Source organism: Micromonospora sp. NPDC048170 (assembly GCF_040652795.1).
In the GTDB taxonomy this organism is placed as follows: Bacteria; Actinomycetota; Actinomycetes; order Mycobacteriales; family Micromonosporaceae; genus Micromonospora.
Genome location: NZ_JBEZMR010000005.1, coordinates 15391 through 39352, shown reverse-complemented (window position 1 = coordinate 39352; position 23962 = coordinate 15391). Strand labels below are relative to the sequence as shown.

The window sequence follows — 23962 nt, the reverse complement described above, 5'->3', positions numbered from 1 at the left end:
GCGCCGGTCGCCTGCCGCCCCACCATGGTGGTACGACGCACGAACGCGGTACCGGTGAAACCCGGAAACAGGTGTCGGGCCGGGCCGCGATGCGAGGCGCAGCAAGACGCCCCCGGGCCCTGCCATCTGTGGCGAGGAGCGGGCTCCGGAGATGACCAGGTGCAGATACGACGTCGCCACCACCGACACCAGCGCCTGCTCAGCCCGCGTCAGGGCCTGTGGATAAATGGGCGTGGGCCCTTCTTGCGGATCGCACCCACAATCCGTATCGGCGCAATAACACGATCACAGGGCGCACCGTTTGTGATTCTTCTGTAACCGTCACTCGGGCTTGACCTGCGACCAGTCGGCGCTGTAGCGGGTTCACCTGGACGGGGTTCCGCAAACTCGCCGCGTGTGCTTTGATGGTCCACGCTGCCTCGATGAATCTTCGACTCACACCGGTTTTCCGACCTCACCGCTGGCGGCTCACCTGCCGTTGCGTAACGTGACTCCGATTTATGCGTTGCGTGATCTCGAATTAGATTAGGGGTTTACCACATGGTGGCAAACGGAAAGACGCCTGCCGGTGGAAGCTTTGAAGTCGAGTACCGCATCAATGATCGGAACAATGGTTACCCCGTTCGTCCTGTGCGTGTCGAAGCCACTCCGGACGAGCTGGCCGGATTCCAGAAGGACGGCTATCTGCTGCGCCGGGGCCTGATCCCGCAGGAGTGGATCACGGAGTTCGGGGCAGCCCTGGACCGGATCGCGGCCGAGGAGATCGACCACCCGTCCGCGGAACGGCTCCCGAACAACGGGCTCTACATCCGTTCCCTGCTGGACAAGGACGAGGTCTTCCACCGCCTGATCCGCTACCAGCCGACCCTCTCCGTGGCGCGTTACATGCTCGGCCCCCAGGTCGCCTTCGGCGTGGAGGCCCGGATGGCCCTGGAGGGCGTCGCCAACGCCGGGGTCAACTGGCACATCCACCTGCGGGTGGTCCCCGATCCGATGCCGCCGTACTTCGTCTACCCCCACCAGGTGCACGGCCTCATCTACCTCGACCGGGTCGGCGTCGACGAGGGCGCGCTCTGCGTGGTCCCCGGCAGCCACCAGGAGTCGACCCTGGCACTGCCCAACGATTCCTCGGAGCAGCCCGGTCAGCAGTCGCTCCACTTCGAGCCGGGCGACTGCATCCTGATGCACGGCAATCTGTGGCACCGCACCGAGCCGACCGCCGAGACCGCCGGGCGACGCCGACTCATCCTGTTCGGCTACTCGCCGTCCTGGCTCAAGACCGAGGTCGCCCGTGGCGTGCCGGCATCCTCGGCGCTCACCGACGGGCTCCGCGCGAGCGGTGACCCGGAGATCGTGGAGCTTCTCGACGGGTTCCACTGGTGACCTCGGTCACCACCACGGCGCCGTACGGATCCTGGAAGTCCCCCATCAGTGAGGGGCTGCTCGCCGAGGGCCGGGTGGTGCCGAGCTCTCCAGTGATCGTCGGGCCGGCTGTCTTCTGGGTCGAACTGCGACCGGCGGAGGGTGGCCGTTACGTACTGGTTCAGCAGGTGGGGGACGGGCCACCCACGGACGTGACCACCGACGGGTTCAGTGTCCGCAGCCTGGTCTACGAGTACGGCGGGCTCGCCTACGCCGTGTCGTCGCGGTACGTCTTCTTCGTCAACGGCGACGACCAGCGGATCTACCGGATGGACCGGGACGGCGGGTCCGTCCGGCCGCTGACTCCCGCGGTCGCCGGCCGCCGGGTGCGCTTCGGTGACCTCGCCCTCAGCCCGGACGGCAGCCGGGTGGTCTGCATCCGGGAACGGCACACCGACGAGGGCGTACGACACGACATCGTCGCGGTGTCGGCCTCGGGCCCGAGCGACCCGGTGCCCCTCTGCGGTGGGCACGACTTCGTGGCGGGACCCCGCTTCTCGCCCGACGGATCCCGGCTGACCTGGCTCACCTGGGACCATCCGAACATGCCGTGGAACGGCACCGAACTGTGGGAGAGCACCCTCGGCCCGACCGGCGAGCTGACCGGGACACGACTCGTGGCCGGCGGCCGGACGGAGTCGGTCGTCCATCCCGGTTACGCCCCCGACGGCACGCTGCACTACGTATCCGACCGGTCGGGTTTCTGGAACGTCTACCGCGACGACGGTCAGCGGGGTTGCCGGATCGGCGGTATGGACGCGGAGTTCGCGGAACCGGCGTGGTACGTCGGGGAGCGACCCTACGGCTTTCTCGCCGACGGCACCCTGGTCGCGTTCTGGACCAGGGACAACAGCGGTCAATTGGGCTACTTGAAGCCGGACGGGGAGCAGTTCGTTCCGACAGACACCGGTTTCACCTCCTTCACCGATCTCTGTATCGCCGGGAGGCGTGTGGTCGCGGTGTGCGGTGCGGCGGACCGGGTCCATGCGGTCGTGGAGCTCGACCTCAGCGGCGACCGGCGGCACCGTGTCCTGCGCAGCAGCCGCCGTGAGCTGGTCGGGCCGGAATACCTGACGACGCCGCGCTACCTCGAATTCGAGTCGACGGACGGCGCCACGGCACGGATGTTGTACTACCCGCCGCACAACGCCGACTTCAGCCCACCACCCGGGGAACTACCGCCGCTGATCGTCCTCTGCCACGGCGGACCGACGTTCTCGGCGAGCCCGGCGCTGAACTACGCCGTACAGTTCTGGACCAGCCGCGGCTTCGCCGTGGCGGACGTCGACTACCGGGGCAGTTCCGGCCACGGGCGTCGGTACCGGGAGGCGCTGCGGGGTCGCTGGGGAGTTGTCGACGTCGCCGACTGCGAGTACGCGGCCCGCCGACTGGTGCAGCTGGGCCTGGCCGACCCGCACCGGCTGATCGTCAAGGGAGCGAGTTCGGGTGGCTTCACCGCCCTCTGCGCGGCCACGTTCGGCAGCCTCTTCGCCGTCGGGGTCTCCTACTACGGCGTGGCCGACGCCACGTCGATCGCCACGGACACCCACAAGTTCGAGTCGTCGTACCTGGAGTTCCTCATCGGCCGCATGCCCCAGGACATCGATCTGTTCCGAAAGCGCTCGCCGTTGTTCAACCTGGACCGGCTCAGGGTGCCGTTGCTGCTCTTCCAAGGCGCCGAGGACCGGGTGGTGCCGCCGGACCAGACGGCCCGACTGGCCGAGGCGCTGCGCGACCGGGGCGTCCCGTACCAGTACGTCGAGTTTCCCGGTGAGCAGCACGGGTTTCGGCTGGCCGAGACCATCCGTACGGTCGCCCGCACCGAGCTCGCCTTCTACGACGCGGTCCTCGGGATCGCGCCGGCCGGGTCGCCCGAGCCTGCGGCGACGGAGGTGATGTCGTGACCGAAGAGAACGGCCGGCCGGAACGGAAACCGATGACGGAGCGGACACGGGACATCCGGCGACCGGCCTCCCTGGCCCCCGGCTCGCTGGTGCGGATCGTCAGTCCGGCGTTGCCTTCCATGGCCTTCGCCACCACCCGGGCCGAGCGGGCCAAGGCCACTCTCGAGAGCTTGGGCCTGCGGGTCGACTTCTCCCCGAACTGCTTCGAGATCTCGGACGACGGCTGGTCAGCCGGCAGCGCGCAGATGCGCGCGGACGACCTGCACGGCGCGTTCGCCGATCCGGAGGTCGCCGCCGTGCTCTGTGCCGCCGGCGGTTCCACCTCGGCTGAGCTGTTGCCCCACCTCTCGCCGTCGGTGTTCGCCGACAACCCCAAGCCGCTGATCGGGCGCTCGGACAACGTCGTGCTCAGCGCCTTCCTGGAGAACCGGGCCGGAGTCTCCTCGTTCGTCGGCGTGACCTACGTCTTCCAGTTCGGGGAGCTGGTCGTCCCGGAGGAGACCCTCGCCTCGTTCCGGCAGGTCCTGATGGCCGACGACCCGGTCACCTACCAGGTGTCGGCCTCCCGCACGATGGGCGGCCGGGACTGGCGGCGGCTGGCCCAGGACGAGACCCCGCAGGAACGCCCCCGCCCCGGCCATCACGGCTGGTTCCGTCCGGGGGTGGGCAGCGGTCCCCTGCTCGGCGCGGAGTTGAACGTCATTCCGCGGCTGGTCGAGGCGGAGCTACTGGACCCCACCGGTTGTGTGCTGTGGTGGGACCCTCTCAAGCCGGAACTGTCCTACACCTACGAGCGGCTCGAACTGATGGCGAAGTTGATCGACTTCCGCACGCTGAACGGGATGCTGATCGGGGACAACCCCTGGGTCGACTACGCGCAGTGGCTGGACCTGATCGGGGAGTTCGCCGACCGGCACCTCGGCGGTACGGACTTCCCGATCTTCGTCGGCGGAGACTGCGGGCACTACGACCCCGCGTGGGTACTTCCCTACGGTGACCGGCTGGTCCTCGACTCGGAGCGGGGCGTCATCTACCGGGACAGGGAAGAGACCGGCAACGGCGACCACGACCGCGGGAGGAAAGATGTCCGCTGACGACAGCAGACTGGCGGCCGTGACCGACGTCTTCGAAGTGGTCCTCGGGAAGAGGGTCGGCCCGGATGACGACTTCTTCAAACTGGGCGGGCACTCGCTGCTCGTCGTCCAGGCGATCGCGCTGCTGCGCCACACCCACGGCCTCAGGGTGCCCGCCCGGCAGTTCGTCGACCAGGGCACACCCGCCGCCATCGCCGGAGCCTGCACCATGGTCGAACGCCGCCCGCAGACGGAGCAGAACCGGGACGAGATGACCGCCAGCCGCTAGGCATCTGCCGGAACGGAGAACCTGGGCGACAGCAGACCCGGTGGGCGCCGGAGGCGTGCACAGGGTGCATGAGGGCGAGAAGATATGAACGTTGTCACGGAACCGACGAATTCGACCAGTTGCAGCGACGAAGCAGCCTTTTCCCAGCGGGCCCTTGACCGCGACCTGACCATCGCGGTGGTCGGCCTCGGCTACACCGGTCTACCGCTTGCGCACGCCTTCGCTGCGACCGGCTTCACGGTGCACGGCGTGGACATCGACGACGGCAAGATGCAGCAGCTCCGTCGAGGCAGGTCGTACCTGCCGGACATCAGCGACGAGCAGCTCCATGCCGTCGCCGACCGCCTCCACCTGGCCCTCGACGCCCGGGACGTGGGCTCGGCGGACGTGGTGATGGTCTCCGTCCCCACTCCGGTCACCACCGACGAGCGACCCGACCTCACCTTCGTGGACAGCGCCTTCGCCTCACTGGCGCCGATGATCGGACCGGGCACGGTGGTCGTGCTCCAGTCGACGGTGCCGCCGGGAACCACCCGGCGCTGGGCGCAGCGGCTGGCCGCCGAGACCGGGCTCACGCTGGGCCGGGACCTCTTCGTGGCGTGCGCGCCGGAGCGGGTGAACCCGGCCAACCAGGACGGCTGGACGATCACCAACACCCCCCGGGTGGTCGGCGGCGTCAGCGCGGCCTGCACCCGTCGGGCCGCGACCGTCCTGGCGTCGATCTCCATGGAGGTCACCCAGTTGTCCGACGCGACGGTCGCGGAGATGAGCAAGCTCCTGGAGAACAGCGCCAGGCTGGTCAACATCAGCTTCTCGAACGAGATCTCCGACCTCTGTCACAAGCTCGGTGTCCCGATGGACGAGGTGATCCGCGCCGCCGCCACCAAGCCCTTCGGGTACCTGCCGCACTGGCCGGGACCCGGCATCGGGGGCGAGTGCATCCCGGTCGACCCCCTGTTCCTCATCACCGAGGCGGGACTGCAGGACGTGCCGATGCCGATCATCGAGGCCGCGCACCGCCAGGCCGGTGCCCGTCCGCTCAAGGTCGCCGCCCGCGTGGCGGAGATGCTGGCGCGGGCAGGTACCCCGATCGGGACCAGCAGGGTGCTGGTTCTCGGCGTGACATACAAGCCGAATGTGCCCGACCTGCGTAACGCGCCGGCCCTGACCGTCATCTCCCGGCTGCTCGCCAGCGGCGCCACGGTCGACTACTGCGACCCGTGGGTCGCCGAGATCAACGTCGACGGCACCGTCCTGAACTCGCTCGACGTGCGGAAACTCCTGCTCGACGAGTACGACTGTGTGGTGCTGGTGACGCCCCACGAGGCGATCGACGGCACCGTCGACTGGCAGCAGTGCCGGCTCGTGCTCGACACGGTGCACCGGGTGCCGGCGGCACCCAACGTCGAACGACTGTGACCGTACGGGCCCGCTCCTGCGCGTGGAGGGGGCGGGCCGTCGGGCGGCCCGCCCCCTCCACACAGCCGGTCAGGCCGGGGCCGATGCCTCCACGAACGCCTCACGCAGCGCCTTGAGCGCCTCGTCGATGCGGCTCGTGTCGCGCCCCCCGGCGACGGCGATCCGGCGGTCCCGCCCGCCACCGCCCCCGCCGACCAGCTTCGCCGCCTGCCGCACGAACGAGGGCGCGTCGCCGACCCGGTCGTCGACCGCGACCGCGAGCGCGACCGAACTGCCGTCCGCTGATCCGATGAGACCCACCGCCGAGATGCCCGGCTCGCTCAGTACCGCCAGCGCGAGGCTCTTGAGCTGGCCCTGGTCGCGGCCGTCGCAGCGGGCGACGACCAGTCCGCCGTCCGCCTCGCTGGCAAGGTCCCTGGCCAGATACCGGTCGACCTGCGCGGTCAACTGACGGCGCTCCCGCTCACCGGCCTTCTGGGCCTCCTGCAACCGTCCGATGGCCGCGGGCAGTTGGTCGGGCGTGGTGTGGACCGCGCCAGCCACCGCCTTCAGCAGTTGCCGCTGGCGGCGGTTCTCCTCGAACGCCCGGGCCCCGGTGAACGCCTCGATGCGGCGCAGGTTGGCGCCGACGGACGACTCCGACGTCACCAGCAGTTCGCTGATCTCGCCCAAAGCGGACACGTGGGTGCCGCCGCAGAGTTCCATCGAGTGTTCCCCGGCGCGGATCACCCGCACCACCTCGCCGTACTTCTCACCGAAGAACGAGATCGCCCCGGCCGCCTTCGCCTCCGCCTGGGTGGAGTGCCTGATCTCGACCGCGCCGTTGCTGCGGATCTGCTCCGCGACCAGGTCCTCCACCGCGTGGATCTCCTCGTCGGTGAGGGGCGAATGGTGGTTGAAGTCGAACCGGAGGTAGTCGGGAGCCACCAGCGAGCCCTGCTGGCGGACCTGCGCACCGAGCACCTCGCGCAGCGCCCAGTGCAGGAGGTGGGTGCCCGTGTGGCTACGCCGCAGCGAGGCACGTCGAGCGGCGTCGACCGCGAGGGCGACGGCCTCGCCGACACCGAAGGTGCCCTCATCCACCTCCACGTGGTGTCGGATGACGTTCGGCATCGGCGCGTCGGTGTCGAGCACCCGGCCACGCCCGTGCGGGCCGGTGATCGTACCGGTGTCGCCGATCTGGCCACCGCCCTGCGGGTAGAAAGGGGACGCCTCGACGTACACCTCCACCCGGCCCTGCTCTTGGTGGGGGAAGACCCCGGTCACCTTCGCCTCGGTGGTGAGCGTCTCGTAACCGAGGAAGTCGGTCACGCCGTACTCGTCCCGGACCGCCCTGGCGTTGGCCGTACCGTTGTCGACCGCACCGCTCTTCGCGTCGGCGGCCCGGGCCTGTGCGCGCTGCTGCGCCATCGCGGCCTCGAACCCGGCGTCGTCGACGCCCAGGCCCCGCTCCTTGGCGATCTCCCGGGTCAGGTCGATCGGGAAGCCGTAGGTGTCGTGCAGCTTGAAGGCGATCTCGCCGGGGATGGCCGACGAGCCGTCCGTGACCGCCCTGTCCAGCATGCCGAGGCCCAGCGAGAGGGTCTCCCGGAACCGGTGCTCCTCCCGCTCCAGCGTGCTCTGCACCTGGTCGATCACCTCGGTCAGCTCCGGATATCCCGAGTGCATGACCGCGGCGACGTTGCCGGCCATCTCCGCCAGCACGCCCCGACGGGCACCGGCCCGCTGAGCGTGCAGAGCGGCACGCCGGATGATCCTGCGCAGCACGTACCCGCGTTCCTCGTTCGACGGCACGACGCCGTCGGCGACCAGGAACGAGATGGCACGGGAGTGGTCCGCCACGATGCGGAGGCTGACGTCACGCTCCGGGTCCGACCCGTACGTCGCACCGCAGAGCCGCTCGGCGTCGCCGATCAGCCGCCGCAGCACATCGGTGTCGAAGACCGAACTCGTGCCCTGGACGATCGGCAGGATGCGCTCCATACCGGCCCCGGTGTCGATGTTCCGCTTGGGCAGCGGCTCGAGCTTGCCGCTCGACAACCGGTTGAACTGCATGAAGACGAGGTTCCAGATCTCGACGTAGCGTTCCTCGCCGCCGTGCTCCGGGCCGCCCTCGTGGCCCCACTCCGGGCCCTTGTCGTAGAAGATCTCGGAGGACGGCCCGCACGGACCCGTGCCACCCATCTCCCAGAAGTTGTCGTCCCCCAGCCGTTGGATCCGGCCGGCCGGCAGGCCCACGACATCCTGCCAGAGCTGCGCCGCGTCGTCGTCGCTGTGATGCACCGTGGCCCACAGCCGGTCGGCGGGCAGGCCCAGCACCTCGGTCAGGAAGTGCCAGGCGTGGGAGATCGCGCCTTCCTTGAAGTAGTCGCCGAAGCTGAAGTTGCCGAGCATCTCGAAGAAGGTCAGGTGACGGGTGGTCCGGCCGATGGCCTCGATGTCGTCGTGCTTCCCGCGCACCCGGACGCACTTCTGCGACGACGTGGCCCGCCGGTACGGAGCGGTCTCCTCGCCGAAGAAGTACGGAAGGAACTGCACCATGCCGGCGTTCGTGAACAGCGGCGCAGCCGGGTGGGCCGGGATCAGCCCCGAGGATGCCACCCGGGTGTGGTCACGTTCGACGAAGTACTGCAGGAACGCTGATCGTAGTTGATCCGCGGTCATCGGACCGGACACGGAGTTACTCCTCATCTATCTCTAATGCTCGGGCAACGCCCCCACGGGGGTGCCGAAGAATTCTGCGTCAGTCGCGAACCGGCCGAGCAGCTCCTGGAAGGACTTGGCACACCCCTCGGCCCACGACGCGGAGAACCTGCTGGTCCGGTACCACAACTCACCGGTCAGACCATCCTCTCCCTCCGCAAGGACGATCTCCCAGTCACGCATCAACTTGTGATGATAAGGCGAGTCGAGCTGCATCGGCCGGTACCGTACTACGCCCCCCTGGGGCCGCCAGTAGTTCTGGTACAGAAGGTAGCACTGGAACGTGTCGTTCAATCCGAGCCCGATGAAGGGTGGAACCGCCGCGACCAGATCCTCCAGGGGATAGTTGCCGTGGTCGTGGAACCCGACCAGGCTGCGGTGCACCCGGCTCACCAGGTCACCCACCGCGCCCCGGGGGTCGACCCGTACCCGCAGCGGTAGCGGGTTGACGAACACCCCGACGATCTCTTCGGCCTCGGCGCTCGGGCGGCCCGCCGCGGTGGTGCCGAGCACCAGGTCGTGGTCGCCGGACAACCGGTGCACCAGCAGCGCGTACGCGGTCATCATGAGACCGAAGGGTGTGGTGCCCAGGGCCGCGGCCCGGTCCCGCAGTGCCGTCGCCGTGGCCCTGTCGACGGTGAAGGTGAGCAGGTCGCCCCGGTCGTCGGTCGTGCCGTCACCGACGTCGCCCGGGACCCGGGTCGGTGCTGGCGCGCCGGCGAAGTGCTCCCGCCAGTACTCCCGGGCGGCCAGCAGCGCGGGACTGCGCAGGTAGTCCCACTGCGCGGCGGCGTAGTCGACGTACTGAAGGGGTGGCTTGCCCGGCTCCGTCTCCAGAGCCTCCGCCACCTCCTGGAGGAAGATGCTCGACGACCAGCCGTCGAAGAGGACGTGGTGGGCGTGGATCAGCAGCGCGTGGCGTCGGCCCTCGGCGAGGCGGGCGACGGTGATCTCGAACGGTGGCGTCCTGCCGAGATCGAACCAGCTCTCCCCGGCGGCCTGGACGAGCCGGCCGATCTCGGCCCGCTGCTCGGCCTCGGAAAGGGCCGACAGGTCCACGACCTTCACCGGCTGACCCCGGGTCACCGACTGGCGCCAGGTGTCGCCCCGGCGGTGGAAGACGGTACGGACGCCGCTGTGCCGGTCGATCGTCCGCTCCACCGCCCTGACGAGCTGCTCGGCCGGGTACCCGGTCTCGACCTCGACGGCGAGGTCGAGGCCGCCGTACCCCTGGGGTAACAGTTCCAGCCAGCGTCGCTGGGTGCTCGACGTGGGGTGGTCGGCAGCCGCCGGCGTGGGCGTGATCAGGAAGCCGGGCGCCCGGTTCGGAGCGGATACGACGCGGCTGACGAGCGCCTCCAGCCCGGTCACGCTCAGCGAGCGGAGCGCGTCGGCGAGGGTGAGCCGGACGCCGGTACGGTCGCGGAGCCGTGTGACGATCTGCAGGATGGCCAACGACTCCAACCCGTCCAGCCGCAGGTCGCGGTCGGGGTCGGGCGGTACCGCGCCGAGCAGTTCGGTCAGGACCGTCCGGACCAGGTCGCCCGGGTCGGCCGGCGGGTGGGCGGCAGCGCCCGGCAGCACGGCCTCCGAACCCGTGCCGATCTGGTCGGCGACCTCGACCAACCGGGCGTCCAGGTCACCGGTGGACACCCAGACCACGGGACCGCGTACGGACAGCAGCCGCCGGAACACCTCGTGGCCGTCCCCGGCGGTGAGCGCGTACCGGGCCGGACCGACCGGGTCCGGCACGGCGTGATCGCCGTCGGTCCACGCGTCCCAGCCGACGCTGACCCAGCGTTCGTCACCTGCCGCGTGCCGCCGCGCCGCGAACTCGTCCAGCGCGTCGTTGGCCGCGACGTACGGACCGAACCGCACGCCGCCGAGCACCACGGAGAGGCTGGAGCAGAGCAGGACGAAATCCGCGTCGTCCGGCGCGAGCGATTCGGCGATGGCCCGGGCGCCGTCGACCTTGGCGGCTGCGACGGCCTCGACCAGTTGCGGTGCCGCCTCCGCCGCCAGCGGGAACGACGCCCGGTCGGTGAACCCGGCGGCATGCACCACGCCGTCGATCCGCCCGAACCGGGACCGCAGGTCGGCGAAGCAGGCGGCCACCCCGGCGGCGTCCGACACGTCGACCGACCGGTACTCCAGGCGCGAACCCGCCTCCCGTAGCCGCGCCGCAAGGTCGGTCACCTCGTCATCGACCGTCTCCACCGCCCGGCGGCCCAGCACCACGACCGTGGCCGGCACCTCCTTGGCCAGGGCCTGGGCCAGGGCGCGGCCCACCGGTCCCAGCCCGCCGGTGATCACATAGCAGCCCTGCTCGCGCAGTGGGCGGGCCCGCCAGTGCGGCCAGGACCGGCGGAAGCCGAGCCGTCGCACGCCCGTGGTGTCCACGGTGAGCACGGTGCCCTCGGTGCCGGCGACCAGGGTGTCGATCAGGTGCCCGGCCGCCAGGTCGAGACCGGCCCCCTCCGCGGGGGCGCCCAGCGTCACCACGGTCCAGGCACACCCGACGTTCTCCTGTGGCAGCACCCGCGCCACCGCGTGGGCGACATTCCGCGCGGAGAGGCCGGGACCGCTCCCGTCGTCGCCGGCCACCAGCCACACCCGGGTACCGGTCGCCTGCCGGCCGAGCAGGTCGGCCAGGGCCGCGGCCCGGCGGAGCAGGTCGTACGGGTCGTTCCCGAGCCACCACAGCACGTTCCGTGGGCCCTGGCCCTGCGGGGCGGACGTGACGTGGTCGAGCGGTACCAGCGTGTGCCCACGGGACACGGCGGCCCGCAGGAACGCGTCGTGCTGCGCGCCCGGCGCCCCGTGCCAGGCCACGATCGACGGCGTCGCCGGCACCGCGGGCCGGCTCAGCCGGGTGTGGTCCGGCTCGTACAACCAGGCTCCCGGGTCCGGCAGCCGGCCAGCCGGGGCACTGCGCTCACGGCGGGCCGGCTGCCCCACCGGCCACCGTCGGCCGTGGTCGAAGCGGGTCGGCGGGAGCGCGGTCGCGTACCGGGTCGGTGGGGCCAGCCGGGCGAGGTCCACCGCGACACCGTGCGACCACAGCTCGCCCGCGGCGGCGAGGATCGCCCGGCGGTCCCCACCCTGGTCGTCGGCACTCCGGCCCGAGGCGACGACGGCACGGACCCGGCCCGTCAGCTCGTGCGAGATCATCCGACTGAGGCTGGTGCCGGGGCCGATCACGAGCACGACGACGTCGTCCTGCTCGGCGATCCGGGAGAGCTGGTCGGTGAACCGGACCGGTGAACAGAGCTGGGTGGCCCAGTAGTCGGCCGTGGCGATCCGGTCGCCGATCCAGTCGCCGGTCACGTTGCTCACGATCCGGACGGCGGGCGGGGCCAGCGCGAACGAGGAGAGGAAGGTGCGCAGCAGCCGGGCCGGCTCCCGCATCGCCGGGCCGTGCGGCGACCGGCGGATGTTCAGCGGCCGGAAGAACACCTCCGACCTGTTGAGCTCGGCCTTGAACGCGGCCATGTCGGCGACCGGTCCGGTCACCGCGGTCAGCTCGTGGCCGTTGACCGCCGCCACGGTCAGTTCTCCGGTGAGGCGTTTCTCGATCTCCCGTACCGGCAGCGCCACGCTGATCGTCTCGCCGAGCGGCGCCTCCTCCATCCGGCGGCTGCGTTCCACCACGAAGGCCAGACCGTCTGCGAGGCTCAGCACGCCGGCATGGACGGCAGCCACGATCTCGCCGAGGCTGTGACCGATCACGACGTCGGCGGACACTCCCCACGAACGCCACAACTCGGCCGTCGCCCACTCCACGGCGAACTGGGTCGGCTGGAACCGGGCCATGTCCTCGTACCGTCGGGCCAGCTCGGCGTGGTCGTGCTGCCCGTACAGGTCGGCCCGGACGTCGACGCCGGTCAGGTCCCGGATCACCTCGGCGCACTCGTCGAGGGCGGCGCGGAAGACCGGTTCGGTGCGGTACAGCTCCGGCATGCCGTCCACGACGGGCTCGCCCTGGCCGGGAAAGGCGAACACGACCGTGGGGCTGGCGGCGGCGAACACCGGCCCGGGTGGCGCGGTGAGGGCCGTGGCGGCCTGCGCAGCCGAATCGGCCACCATCCAGGACCGGTGTTCCCGGGGCCGCCGGTCCAGGCTGAGCGCCCGTCCCACCTGCCCCAGGTCGGTCCCGGGCCGCGCGGCCAGCCAGTTGGCCAGCTCGGCTGCCTGGGAGGCGACGACCGGAGACACGTGGCCGCTGAGCGGCAGGAGCACGTCGCCCGCGGGCGTCGACGGGGCCGGCTGCCGTCGCGGCGCCTCCTCCAGTACGACGTGCACGTTCGTCCCGCCCACCCCGAAGCTGCTCACCCCGGCCCGGCGGGGGGCCCCGTCCGTCTCCCAAGCGACCGGCGCGGACGGCACCTCGAAGCCGGAACCGTCGAGGTCGAGAGCCGGGTTGGCCCGTTCGAAGCCGGCCATCGGCGGGATGGTGCGGTACGTGAGGGCCAGCACGGCGCGGACCAGCCCCGCCACGCCCGCCGCCCGGTCGAGGTGCCCGCAGTTCGCCTTCAGCGAGCCGAGGCGGCACGGTCCGGTCCGGTACGGATCGAGCTTGAAGGCCCGTCGTAGCCCTTCGATCTCCACCTCGTCGCCGAGTTGGGTACCTGTCCCGTGCGTCTCCACGTAGCCGATGGAACCGGCGTCCACGCCGGCGACCGCGTGGGCGGTGGCGATCGCCTCGGCCTGGCCGGTGGGGGACGGGGCCATGAACCCGACCTTGGTGGAGCCGTCGTTGTTGGTCCCCGAACCCAGGATCACGCCGTGCACCCGGTCGCCGTCGCGCTCCGCGTCGGTGAGTCGCTTGAGAACGACCAGCGCGGCGCCGCCACCCGGTACGGTGCCGTCCGCGTCCGCGTCGAACGGGCGGCACCGCCCCGACGGGGAGGCGATCATGCCCTCCTCGGTCGGGTATCCGGACTCCTGGTCGGGCGGGAAGGAGACCCCGCCGGCGAGCACGACGTCCGCCTGCCCGGACAGCAGCGCCTGTACCCCCAGGTGCACGGCCACCAGCGACGACGAGCAGCCGGTCTGGACCGTCATGCTCTCGCCGCGCAGGCCCAGCCGGTAGGAGAGCCGGGTGGCGGCGAAGTCCGCCGAGGTGGCCAGCGTCCACTCGTAGGCGGCCGACACCGATCCGACCGGGGCGGCGGTGGCAGTGGGCGCGCAGGCGGCGTACACCGCCACCACGCCGGGGGCCCTGGACGGGTCGATCGACGCGTCGTCGAGGGCGTGCTGGGCGACCTCCAGCAGTACCCGTTGCTGCGGATCGGTCATCTGCGCCTCGTGCGCGGGGACGCCGAAGAAGGCGGCGTCGAACAGATCGGTGCCGTCGACCACACCCCGGTACGGCACGAGCCCGTCCCTGGCGGACACCTCCCGTACGCCAGATCCGCCACGCACGCTGAGGTCCCACAGTGCGTCCACGTCGTCGGCGCCCGGGAAGCGGCCCGCCATCCCGACGATGGCGATCCGGTCGTCGTCTGCGACCGCCTCTCGGGAGCTCATGCGTTCCGCCTCCGCTCTCGCCGTTTGGCGCGTTGTTCCGCGACCGCACGCAGGCGGTCGTCGTCCGGTTGATCGCCACTCAACCGGCGGCTGAGCGATGCGATGGTCGGGTGCGTCATCAGGTCGAGGACCCGCAGGTCCGCGTCGAACTCGGTTCTGATCCGAGCGGCCAGGACGGAGAGGACCCGGGAGTCGCCGCCGAGGTCGAAGAAGTTGTCGTGGATGTCGATGTGGTCGAGTTCGAGGGTGTCGCGCCAGAGGTCGGTGAGGCGGCGTTGCAGAGGCGTGGCGGGGGTGACGGCGGCGGGAGCCGTGGTGGGTGTGTGGTCGAGGTGGTGCAGGGCGGCGCGGTCGATCTTGCCATTGGCAGTGGTGGGAAGACTGGGGACGGCAATGATCCGGGTGGGGATCATGTAGTCCGGTAGCAGGGTGCCCAGCCAGTGACGGATGGTCGTGGGCTCGGTGTGGACAGTGGCTTCGATGTAGGCGACGAGCCGTTGACCCGTGGAGGTCGTGGGGGCGGTCACGGCCGCGGCGCGGACGTGCGGATGGCGGGTGAGAGTGGCCTCGACCTCGCCGAGTTCGATGCGGAACCCACGAATCTTGACCTGCTGGTCCTGACGGCCGAGATACTCCAGGTGCCCGGTGGCCCGCCAACGCCCGAGGTCCCCCGTGCGATACCAACGGACGCCCGCCGCATCGTGGTAGAAGCGTTGGGCAGTGAGCTCGTCATCGTCAAGATAGCCACGCGCCAGCCCGGCACCACTGACCACGACCTCACCAACCACACCGACCGGCACCGGCGCGAGATCCCCGTCCACCACCAGCGCGGCGGAGTTGGCCAGCGGCCGGCCGATCGGGACCGGCCGGTCCGGCGCCGGCGGCTCCAACAGACGGTGGCAGCAGGAGAAGGTGGTGTTCTCCGTCGGCCCGTAGCCGTTGAGCAGGGTCCGGTGGTCGAGGAACCGTGCGGCCTCGGCCATCAGCGTCCCCGGCACCGCCTCGCCGCCCACCAGGATGGTGTGCATGCCGCGCAGCGCGTACGGGTCGGCCTCCAGCATCATCCGGAACACCGCGACGTTGAAGAAGCCTGCGGTGACACCGTTACGGGAGATGAAGCCGGCCAGTTCCCGCTGGTCGGCGACGGTCACGTCGGTGGGCACCGCGATGCTGCCACCGTTGAGCAGAGCACCCCAGACCTCCAGGGTGGCTGCGTCGAATGCCAGGTTGGAGCAGAGCACGAAGACGTCCGAGGGCCCGAAGGTGGCGAAGTTCTGCCCCCGGACCAGCCGTACCACCGACCTGTCGACGATTTCCACGCCCTTGGGGCGACCGGTGGAGCCGGACGTGTACATGACGTACGCCGAGGACTGCGGACCGCGAGCCGGGAAGGCCGGCGGCGTCGCCACCGCAGTCGTGCGCGAGGGATCGACCCGGACGGTGTCCCCGGGTGCCAGGTGTGCCATCCCGGCGGAGACGACCGCGTGGCTCGCCCCGGTCGAATCCCGGATCACCGACACCCGTTCCGCCGGGCTCCGGGAGTCGAGGGGCACGTAGGCGCCTCCGGCACGCAGCACGCCGAGCAGCGCGGCCAGGAACTCCGCAGACCGGTCGACCAGGACGAGTACCGGCTGGCCGGGTTGGACACCGACGGCGACCAGCAGCGCGGCGATCTCCACGGACCAGTCGTGCAACTCCCGGTAGGTGAGCGCCGGTGTGCCCCGCACGGCCGGTGCGTCCGGGCACAGCGCCACCTGCTCGTCGAAGAGTTCGATCAGTCCGGCGTCCGCCGGGTAGTCCGACGCGGTCCGGTTGACCTCCTCCAGGAAGGCACGGTCGGCTCCGGTCAGCAGATCGGTCCGGCCGATCGGCGTCGGCCGCGCCGGGAGTGCGGACGTCAGCAGCAGCCCCAGCGACGCGTTGAGCCGGTGTACGGTCGCGGCGTCCAGGACGTCGGTCGCGAATTCCCAGCGCAACCGGATCGTCCCGGACCCCTCGGTCACGAAGACGCCCAGCTCGTACTTGGCCACCCCCGGGTCGAACCAGAGCTCGTCGATCACGCACCCGTCGACGGAGACGGGCAGGCCGGTCGACATGTCCTGGGCCACCACCATGCGGGTGAGCCGGTCGGCGTTGTCCGACCGGCCTCCCGCCACGATGGCGAGGATCTCCTCGAACGGCAGGGCCGAGTTCGCCACGGCCGCCGACAGTCGACTCGTGGTGGCCTCGACCAACTCCGCCAGGGTGGTCGTGGACGAGACGTCGAACCGGATCGGCAGCAGGTTCACGAGGTAGCCGACGGTGTCGGCGAACTCCGCACCGGAGCGGTCCACCGCCGTGGGCACGGAGACGGCGAAGTCGTTCTGCCCGCTGTACCGGTGGGCGACCGCAGCCAGAGCGGCGAGGAGTACGACGAACGGGGAGGTGCGGTGCCGGGTGGCGAGGGCCACGACCGCCGCCGTGACGGTGGGTTCGAGTGTGACGACGACACTGCGCCCCGACTCGCTGCGCCGCGCCGGACGGGGTCTGTCCAGCGGCAGGTCCAGGGCCTCCGGTGGGGGTGCGAACTCCCGCTGCCAGTAGGCGCGTTCGGCGTCCAGGGTCGCAGGCGCGATCTGGCGCTGTGCGGTGGCGAAGGCCAGCATGCCGGGCCGGACGGTGGTGGGGGTGCCGGCCAGTTCGTTCCGCAGGCTGTCCACGATGATCCTGACCGACGCGCCGTCGACCAGCAGGTGATGCACCGCGATCAGGATGAGGTGGTTGCCGTCGTCGGTGCGGGCCACCACCGCGCGCCAGAGCCGGCCCCCCTCGCTGACGACCCGACCGGCCAGGAGCTGGAAGGTCTGGTGCAGGTACGCCTCGACCCGGTCCGTGGTGAGCACTGGTTCGTGGACGTCGACCCGGCAGGGCTGGTCGGTACGGCGTAGTTCGGTCCGCCCGGCGCCGTCACCGATCTCCACCGTGAACGCCTCGTGCGCACCGAGGGCCCGGGACAGGTGCGCGGCCAGCCTCGCCGGTTCGGGGCCGTCCTTGATCCGCAGCGTCACCGGGAGGACGAAGGCGCGGTTGCCCGGGTGCAGCAACTGCCAGGTCCACAGTCCCTCCTGGCCGTACGAGAGCGGAGCGACGAGCGGCCCGCCCGACCCGGCGTCCAAGCCGCCCGGGGCCGCCGACCCCGGCTGCGCCGCCTCCTCGGCCGGCACCGCCTGTTCGGCCGGCAGCGTTCGCTCGATCAGCGTCGCCTGTTCGACGATGGTGCGCAGGGCCAGCAGGGCGCCCCCGGACACCGCCCGTCCGTACGCCTGCCGGATCCGGCCCACCAGAACCATCGCCAGGCGGGAGTCGCCGCCGAGGTCGAAGAAGTTGTCGTGGATGTCGATGTGGTCGAGTTCGAGGGTGTCGCGCCAGAGGTCGGTGAGGCGGCGTTGCAGAGGCGTGGCGGGGGTGACGGCGGCGGGAGCCGTGGTGGGTGTGTGGTCGAGGTGGTGCAGGGCGGCGCGGTCGATCTTGCCATTGGCAGTGGTGGGAAGACCGGGGACGGCAATGATCCGGGTGGGGATCATGTAGTCCGGTAGCAGGGTGCCCAACCAGTGACGGATGGTCGTGGGCTCGGTGTGGACGGTCGCTTCGACGTAGGCGACGAGCCGTTGACCCGTGGAGGTCGTGGGGGCGGTCACGGCCGCGGCGCGGACGTGCGGATGGCGGGTGAGAGTGGCCTCGACCTCGCCGAGTTCGATGCGGAACCCACGAATCTTGACCTGCTGGTCCTGACGGCCGAGATACTCCAGGTGCCCGGTGGCCCGCCAACGCCCGAGGTCCCCCGTGCGATACCAACGGACGCCCGCCGCATCGTGGTAGAAGCGTTGGGCAGTGAGCTCGTCATCGTCGAGATAGCCACGCGCCAGCCCGGCACCACTAACGACGACCTCACCAACCACACCGACCGGCACCGGCGCGAGATCCCCGTCCACCACCTTCACTTCCCACCCCGGCACCGGCAGCCCGATCGGGGTACGCCGGTCCGGGTCGTCCGCGCCCTCGAAGACGTGGAACGTGGCGCAGACGGTCGTCTCGGTCGGGCCGTAGCCGTTGACGATCGTCGCTGCGGGAAGCAGGTCGGCGAGCCGTTGCAGGGTGCGCTGCGGTATGGGCTCGACCCCGGTCAGGATCCGTTCCACCGGTGGTGGTGCGCCGTGGGCGGCCAGCTCGTCGGCGAACGGCTCCAGAGTGAACGGGGGCAGGTAGACGGTGGTGACACCGTGCTCGCGGATCAGCCGGACCAGGGCCTCCGGGTCCGCCCCGGCGGCCGGCTCGGCGATGACGACCGTGCCGCCACGGGTCAGGGGAAGGAACAGCTCCCAGACGGAGACGTCGAAGGAGAACGGGCAGACGGAGAGCGAGACGGTCCGGGCGACCGGCGGGGCCACCGTGTCGAACCCGTCGAGCAGGGCGCTCACCGAACGCTGCTCGATCGGCACGATCTTCGGCTCCCCGGAGGATCCTGAGGTGAAGAGCTGGTACGCCAGTGCGTCGGGCGCCACGAGACCGGGCGGGTCGGTACGCCGGGGACGGTCCGGCGTCGAGGGCGGCAGCACGACGTCGAGGAAGGGCAGCGCCGACGTGGCACCGACCCCGACCCGGACATCGGCCCGCCGGGCCAGTGCGGCCAGCCGGTCGGCCGGGTGCGTGGGGTCCAGCGGGACGTAACACCCGCCCGCGGCCATCGCGGCCAGCGCGCCGACCACGAAGCCGCTGTCCCGGGACGCCGAAACGCCGACCGGCGTCTCCGTCCCGACGCCGTGCTCGCGCAGGCGGCCGGCGAGGTCGAGCACGTCGGCGAGCAGCTCCCGGTAACGGGTACGCCGGTCGCCGACCACCACCGCGACGGCGTCCGGGTGCGCGGTGGCGGACGCGACGAACGCCTCCACGAGCAGGCGCGGCCGACGAAGCTCGTGCATGCTCAGGTCACGCCTTTCCGTACCGGGCCGGCACCAGACCGCCCTCGGCGGAGTCGCCGATCCGGGTGAGGATGCCCTGCAACCGTTCCGCAGCGGCCAGGTCGACCAGGTCGACGCTGTCGGACTTGCCCCACCAGCTGTACAGCGATGCCCGCACGAACTCGACCACCTTGCCCACCCCCTGGATCTCGGTCGGCAGGGACGCCACGTCGGTCGAGTCCCGCAGCACCGTGGTCCACCGCCCGTCCGGGGCGATCGACTTGATTTCCAGACGGTCGCAGTCCCAGTGCGGGTCGTCGAATTCGAGTTCGACCCGGTGGGTCCCGTGCTGCTCCGACCACAACAGGGCCGTGACCAGCCGCATCCGGGTGGGCCAGGCGTACGAGGTGTGCAGCAGCATCGGGGCGTCGCCGTGGCGGGCGATCACGTCGAGGCTGTCCAGGACGTCCGTCGCGTGCGGGCTGACGTCGCTGAGCACCCCGTTCGACCGGATGATCTCGGGGTTGTCTGCTCCGAACAGGTGACCGGTGAGATCCAGCGCGTGGATCAGTTCGGAGAGGACACCCATCGTGGGGCGCGGGTCACCGATGCGGTGCTTGCCCCAGAACGCCTCGACCCGGGTGACCGTCCAGGGGCCCTCGGCCCGCATCCACTCCCGGCAACGGGTGACCATCGGGCTGAACCGTTCCACCAGGTTCATCGAGAACTGGTGGTGACCCAGCGCGGCGATGACCGACTGCTCGTCACGCGCGTCGGCGACCAGGGGTTTCTCGGCGAGCACCAGGATCCGGTCGAGGTGACCGAGGGCCCGGAACACGGTGGCGTGATCGGCCTCGTTCACCGTCACGCAGACCACGGTCGGGCGCAGTTCCCGCAGCGCCGTGGCGAGGTCCTGGTAGGCCGGCAGGTCGTCGGGGAACTGGTCGGGACGAGGGTCGACGACGCCCACGACCTCCACCGGCAGGCCCTCGCGCCGGAGGTGGCGCAGCGCGGCCCGGAACCGGCGTCCGGCGTACCCGTGACCGACGATCAGGACTTGTTCCACGTGAGGTCACCCCGGCTGGTCGGGCGAGCAGAAGACGAGATCCAGGAACTCGAGGTGCGGCGGCGACCCGAGGACGTACGCCACGACGTCCGCGACGTCCGCCGGGGAGAGGTTCCGGTGACTGCCGTAGATGTCGGGCTGCGGCGCGGCGTCGGCGGTACGCGAGAAGTAGTTACGGCCGAAGTCGGTCGCCTCGACGAACCCCGGCGAGACCATCGACACCCTGGTGCGCCGTCCGGCGGCCCGCAACCCCCGGCGGTACTCCTCGACGATGGTCTTCGCACCCGCCTTGGCGACGGAGTAGGCGAGGTTGCCCGGCGTACGGGACACGCGGTGCGCGGCCATCGAGCTGACGTGTACGAGCCGGGGCAGCTCCGGGCAGGTCCGGTCGACGACCGACAGCAGGTTGAGCAGACCAGTGACGTTGACCGTCAGGATGTCGTTCCAGACCGCCGAGTTGTCCACGCCCAACGGGGCGTAGAAGCCCACCCCGACGCAGTTGACGACGTAGTCGAGCGGCCCTCGTCCGCACGCGTCGACGAAGATCTGCTCGAGGCGGGCGAAGTCACGGATGTCGGCCGGCGCCGACACGGCCGCCGACCCGGGTGGCGAGGTGACGGCCCGTCGGGAGACCAGGGTGATCTCGTCACCGCGTTCGAGCAGCCGACGTGCCAGCTCGGCGCCGATCCCGGACGAGGCGCCGAGCACGATGCCCCGGCTCACCGGGCTGGCTCCCGGTCGTCGGTGAGGAACGCGACCAGGGCCGCCACGCCCTGCGACCACTCGGCGATGCTCAGCCGTTCGGCACTGGAGTGGGCGTGGGCGAGCTGGCCGGCCCCGAAGACCACCGTCGGAACGGCGAGGTGGTCGTGGTAGAGCCGGGCATCGCAGCTCACGCTCCAGGCCCGGGGGGCCCGCTGCCGACCGGTCACCACCTGGGCCGCCCGGCGCAGATCGGTCGCGACCGCCGAGTGCGGATCGCCGACGTACGCGCCGTTGCGGATGCCCTCGTACCGGATGTCGGTGTGCTCCCTGAGCCAGGGGTCACCGAGACCCGCCACCAGCTCGGTGAGCATGCCCTGGACGTCGTCCAGCGAGTACTTCGGCAGGAAGCCGAAGGCACCGCCGACAGAGCACAGCGCCGCGATCGAACCGTGCCACTCGCCACCGGCGATCCGGCCCACGTTGATCTGCATCGGCCGGGAGTATCCGGCAAAGTCGGGTTCTGCCATGGCCTCGGCCATGAGCCGGGCCTCCAACTCCCGCAGGGCGGCGATGTACTCCATCGCGCCGTCGATCGCGCTCACCCCGTCGCCGCCCATGTGGCTCGCCCGGCCGCCGACCCGCACGGTGAACTCGAGACAGCCCCGGTGCCCGTGCAGGACCTCCAGGTCGGTGGGTTCCAGCACCACCACCTCGTCGACCTCCCGGCCGTGCAGGATGGTGGAGAGCGCCCCGTTGCCGCCGATCTCCTCCTCGACCACCAGGTCCAGCATGACCGCGCGGGTCAGCGGCAGGCCCAGGTCGGCGACGCAGCGCAGCGCAGCCGCGAGCATGACGATGTTGCCCTTGGTGTCCGCGGTGCCCCGGCCCACCACCGCGTCACCGCTGACCCGTGGCCGGAAACCATCGGGAAAGTCGGCGGCCGGGGGGACGACGTCGACGTGCGCGCTGAACAGGACGCGGGGAAGACCGGCGTCGGCCGGGAACCGGACGTGCAGGTTGGCCCGCTCGGCCGCGGACAACGCGCTGTGCTCGTTCTGGTTGGCTGCCTGGTGCCTTTCGAGGGCGGGATGGCGCGGTTCGGCCGTCACCTCGGCGCCCAGCGCGGTGAAGTAAGACCCCAGCCAGTCGTACGCGTCGCTTTCCCGGGGTGATCGGGTGTCGATCGAGACCAGCTGCATCAGGTCCGCCACGTAACCGGGGCGGTGCCGCGCGAGCCAGGCGTCGACCTGAGCGGTGTGCCGGGGGGCGTCCGGTGTCGCGGTGCTCATGGCAGCTCCGCATGCCTCTCGAAGGCGTGCCACGGCAACACGTCGGTGAAGTCCGTGTCGGCCCGGGAACCGATCCACCACTCGTCGCCGAAGCGCCGGCCACTGGTCCACTCCGACCAGGCGCACTGGTAGTGGACCCGCCAGGCGTCGTGGAGCAGGACGAAGCCTCCCGGGCCGAGCAGTTCCAGGGCCTCCAGCACGCACCGACGACGCTTGCGGCCGTCGATGACCACCACGTCCCACTCGAGGCCGACCCGCCGGGGCAGGGAGACGTAGGCGTCGAGATCGGCGTGCCGGTCGGCCTCCCGGCCGGGGAGGAACGGCCGCAGGTCGCGCGCCCCGAAGCCGACGGCGACCGTGTTGTTCGTGGCGAGTAGCGCCCGGAGTGCGTCAGGGTCGTCGTCCTCCACCGCGACCGCGTCCGGCCGCTGGTTGAGCTGCGGGGCGAGGCTCTCCCGGAAGTACTGACCGTGATGTTCGAGGGCCAGCCACCGGTACGGCACGCGCAGCGTCTCGAGGAACGACGTGTACCAGAGGGTGCTCCGGCCGGCCCCCCACTCCACCACCCGGAGCGGCTCGCCGGCCCGCAACTCGGCGAGCCGGTGCAGCAGAGCCTCGTAGAGGTCGGCGTCGCGAATACTCATCCACGCCTTGGGGCTCTCCGTCTCGCTCCACCACTTCTCTTTGGGGAACGGTGCCTTCTGCCCGACGGGTGTCGTCACGACGCTTCCTCACATGCTGGCAGGTGGGGTGGATGGGTGCGGGTCGTCCCGAAACCGACCGATGACGGGTGCGGATGGCCCGTGGCACCGGGGGCGGCGGTCACTTGATGGCGAGGACGCCCTCGAAGCACAGGTGCCGGAAAACCGGCGTGATGTCGACGAAACCGGCCCGCTTGAGCAGGTCCAGGTTGCCGGTGCTGGAGAACGGTTCGAGGGTGCTCTTGAGGCTGCGGCTCTTGGCCAGCACCTCGTCGGCGGTGAAGCCCTGGTCGAGCTTGAAGTCCGTGTACAGCAGGCTGAAGAGGTCCTGGAACCGCGCGTCGCTGCCGCGTACCTTCTCGAACCAGATGAACGCGCCGCCCCAGTTGAGCGCGTCGTAGATCCGGTCGACGACGCGCTGCCGGTGCTTGGGGGCGATGAACTGGAGGCAGTAGTAGGACACCACGAGATCGGTCTTGACCAGCTCGTACTCGACGATGTCCGCGTTCTCGACGACGACGTTGTCCAGGCCCGCGGCCACGGTACGGGCCTTCGCCACCATGTCCGGCTCGTTGTCGATGCCGATCCACCGGGTCTCCGGGCGCTGGCGGTGCCGCTCGGCGAGCGCGCAGAGGAGTTCCCCGTGCGAGGTGCCCAGTTCGTACACGACCGAGTCCGGTCGGACGAAGAAGTCGCTGATCTCGGCGACCAGCCGGTGCCCCGCCTCGTACGAGGGGATCGACCTGCGGACGTGCTCCGGGAATGACTGAGCGACCTGACCGCTGAAGTTCCAGCCGGCGTTCACCGTGACGATGCCCTGTCCGACACCGTTCGTCGTCGTGTCCACTAGCAGCTCCTTCACTCGGATACCGCCTTCGGGGGCCTCGGCCCGGTCGGGACCGCCGGCCCCCGAAGGCGTTCAGAC

General features: G+C 70.8%; 13 protein-coding genes. 5 read left to right on the top strand and 8 right to left on the bottom strand.

Annotated elements, in window-relative coordinates; all coding sequences use genetic code 11:
* The first annotated feature begins 630 nt into the window (after positions 1 to 630).
* The 5 genes from AB0D32_RS10705 (at position 631) to AB0D32_RS10685 (ending at position 6107) form a co-directional block, all read left to right on the top strand.
* Positions 631 to 1383, top strand: coding sequence for a phytanoyl-CoA dioxygenase family protein (locus AB0D32_RS10705; protein WP_357087540.1), 753 nt, complete (start codon positions 631 to 633; stop codon positions 1381 to 1383).
* Entirely contained in the window at positions 1380 to 3326 is a 1947-nt protein-coding gene (locus AB0D32_RS10700) for a S9 family peptidase (protein ID WP_357087537.1), read from the top strand. The genes AB0D32_RS10705 and AB0D32_RS10700 overlap by 4 nt, the downstream gene beginning before the upstream one ends.
* A complete protein-coding gene (locus AB0D32_RS10695) occupies positions 3323 to 4420 on the top strand; it encodes an LD-carboxypeptidase (protein WP_357087535.1) in 1098 nt (365 codons plus the stop codon). The genes AB0D32_RS10700 and AB0D32_RS10695 overlap by 4 nt, the downstream gene beginning before the upstream one ends.
* Positions 4410 to 4688 (top strand): phosphopantetheine-binding protein, encoded by a 279-nt coding sequence (locus tag AB0D32_RS10690; protein WP_357087533.1) that lies wholly within the window; start codon positions 4410 to 4412, stop codon positions 4686 to 4688. Before AB0D32_RS10695 ends, AB0D32_RS10690 begins: the two co-directional genes overlap by 11 nt.
* An 84-nt stretch (positions 4689 to 4772) precedes the next feature.
* Positions 4773 to 6107 carry a nucleotide sugar dehydrogenase gene (locus AB0D32_RS10685; RefSeq protein WP_357087531.1) on the top strand — a complete coding sequence of 445 codons (1335 nt, stop codon included), beginning with the start codon at positions 4773 to 4775 and terminating at the stop codon, positions 6105 to 6107.
* Between the two features lie 69 nt (positions 6108 to 6176).
* On the opposite strand, the gene alaS is transcribed toward AB0D32_RS10685, so the two are convergent.
* The 8 genes from alaS to AB0D32_RS10645 form a co-directional block, all read right to left on the bottom strand.
* Positions 6177 to 8783, bottom strand: a complete 2607-nt coding sequence (gene alaS, locus AB0D32_RS10680; protein ID WP_357087528.1) for an alanine--tRNA ligase — start codon at positions 8781 to 8783, stop codon at positions 6177 to 6179.
* A 21-nt stretch (positions 8784 to 8804) separates the two neighbouring features.
* Positions 8805 to 14339, bottom strand: coding sequence for an SDR family NAD(P)-dependent oxidoreductase (locus AB0D32_RS10675; RefSeq protein ID WP_357087526.1), 5535 nt, complete (start codon positions 14337 to 14339; stop codon positions 8805 to 8807).
* A complete protein-coding gene (locus tag AB0D32_RS10670; RefSeq protein WP_357087523.1) occupies positions 14336 to 19297 on the bottom strand; it encodes an amino acid adenylation domain-containing protein in 4962 nt (1653 codons plus the stop codon). Before AB0D32_RS10670 ends, AB0D32_RS10675 begins: the two co-directional genes overlap by 4 nt.
* A gap of 7 nt (positions 19298 to 19304) precedes the next feature.
* Positions 19305 to 20342 carry a Gfo/Idh/MocA family oxidoreductase gene (locus AB0D32_RS10665; RefSeq protein ID WP_357087521.1) on the bottom strand — a complete coding sequence of 346 codons (1038 nt, stop codon included), beginning with the start codon at positions 20340 to 20342 and terminating at the stop codon, positions 19305 to 19307.
* Positions 20343 to 20348: 6 nt separating this feature from the next.
* The gene (locus AB0D32_RS10660; protein ID WP_357087519.1) at positions 20349 to 21065 is read right to left on the bottom strand and encodes an SDR family oxidoreductase; all 717 of its coding nucleotides are present in this window, start codon (positions 21063 to 21065) and stop codon (positions 20349 to 20351) included.
* A complete protein-coding gene (locus AB0D32_RS10655; protein WP_357087516.1) occupies positions 21062 to 22336 on the bottom strand; it encodes a M20/M25/M40 family metallo-hydrolase in 1275 nt (424 codons plus the stop codon). Before AB0D32_RS10655 ends, AB0D32_RS10660 begins: the two co-directional genes overlap by 4 nt.
* Positions 22333 to 23058, bottom strand: a complete 726-nt coding sequence (locus tag AB0D32_RS10650) for a hypothetical protein (protein ID WP_357087513.1) — start codon at positions 23056 to 23058, stop codon at positions 22333 to 22335. The genes AB0D32_RS10655 and AB0D32_RS10650 overlap by 4 nt, the downstream gene beginning before the upstream one ends.
* Before the next feature lie 100 nt (positions 23059 to 23158).
* The gene (locus AB0D32_RS10645; RefSeq protein ID WP_357087510.1) at positions 23159 to 23884 is read right to left on the bottom strand and encodes a methyltransferase domain-containing protein; all 726 of its coding nucleotides are present in this window, start codon (positions 23882 to 23884) and stop codon (positions 23159 to 23161) included.
* Positions 23885 to 23962 lie beyond the last annotated feature (78 nt).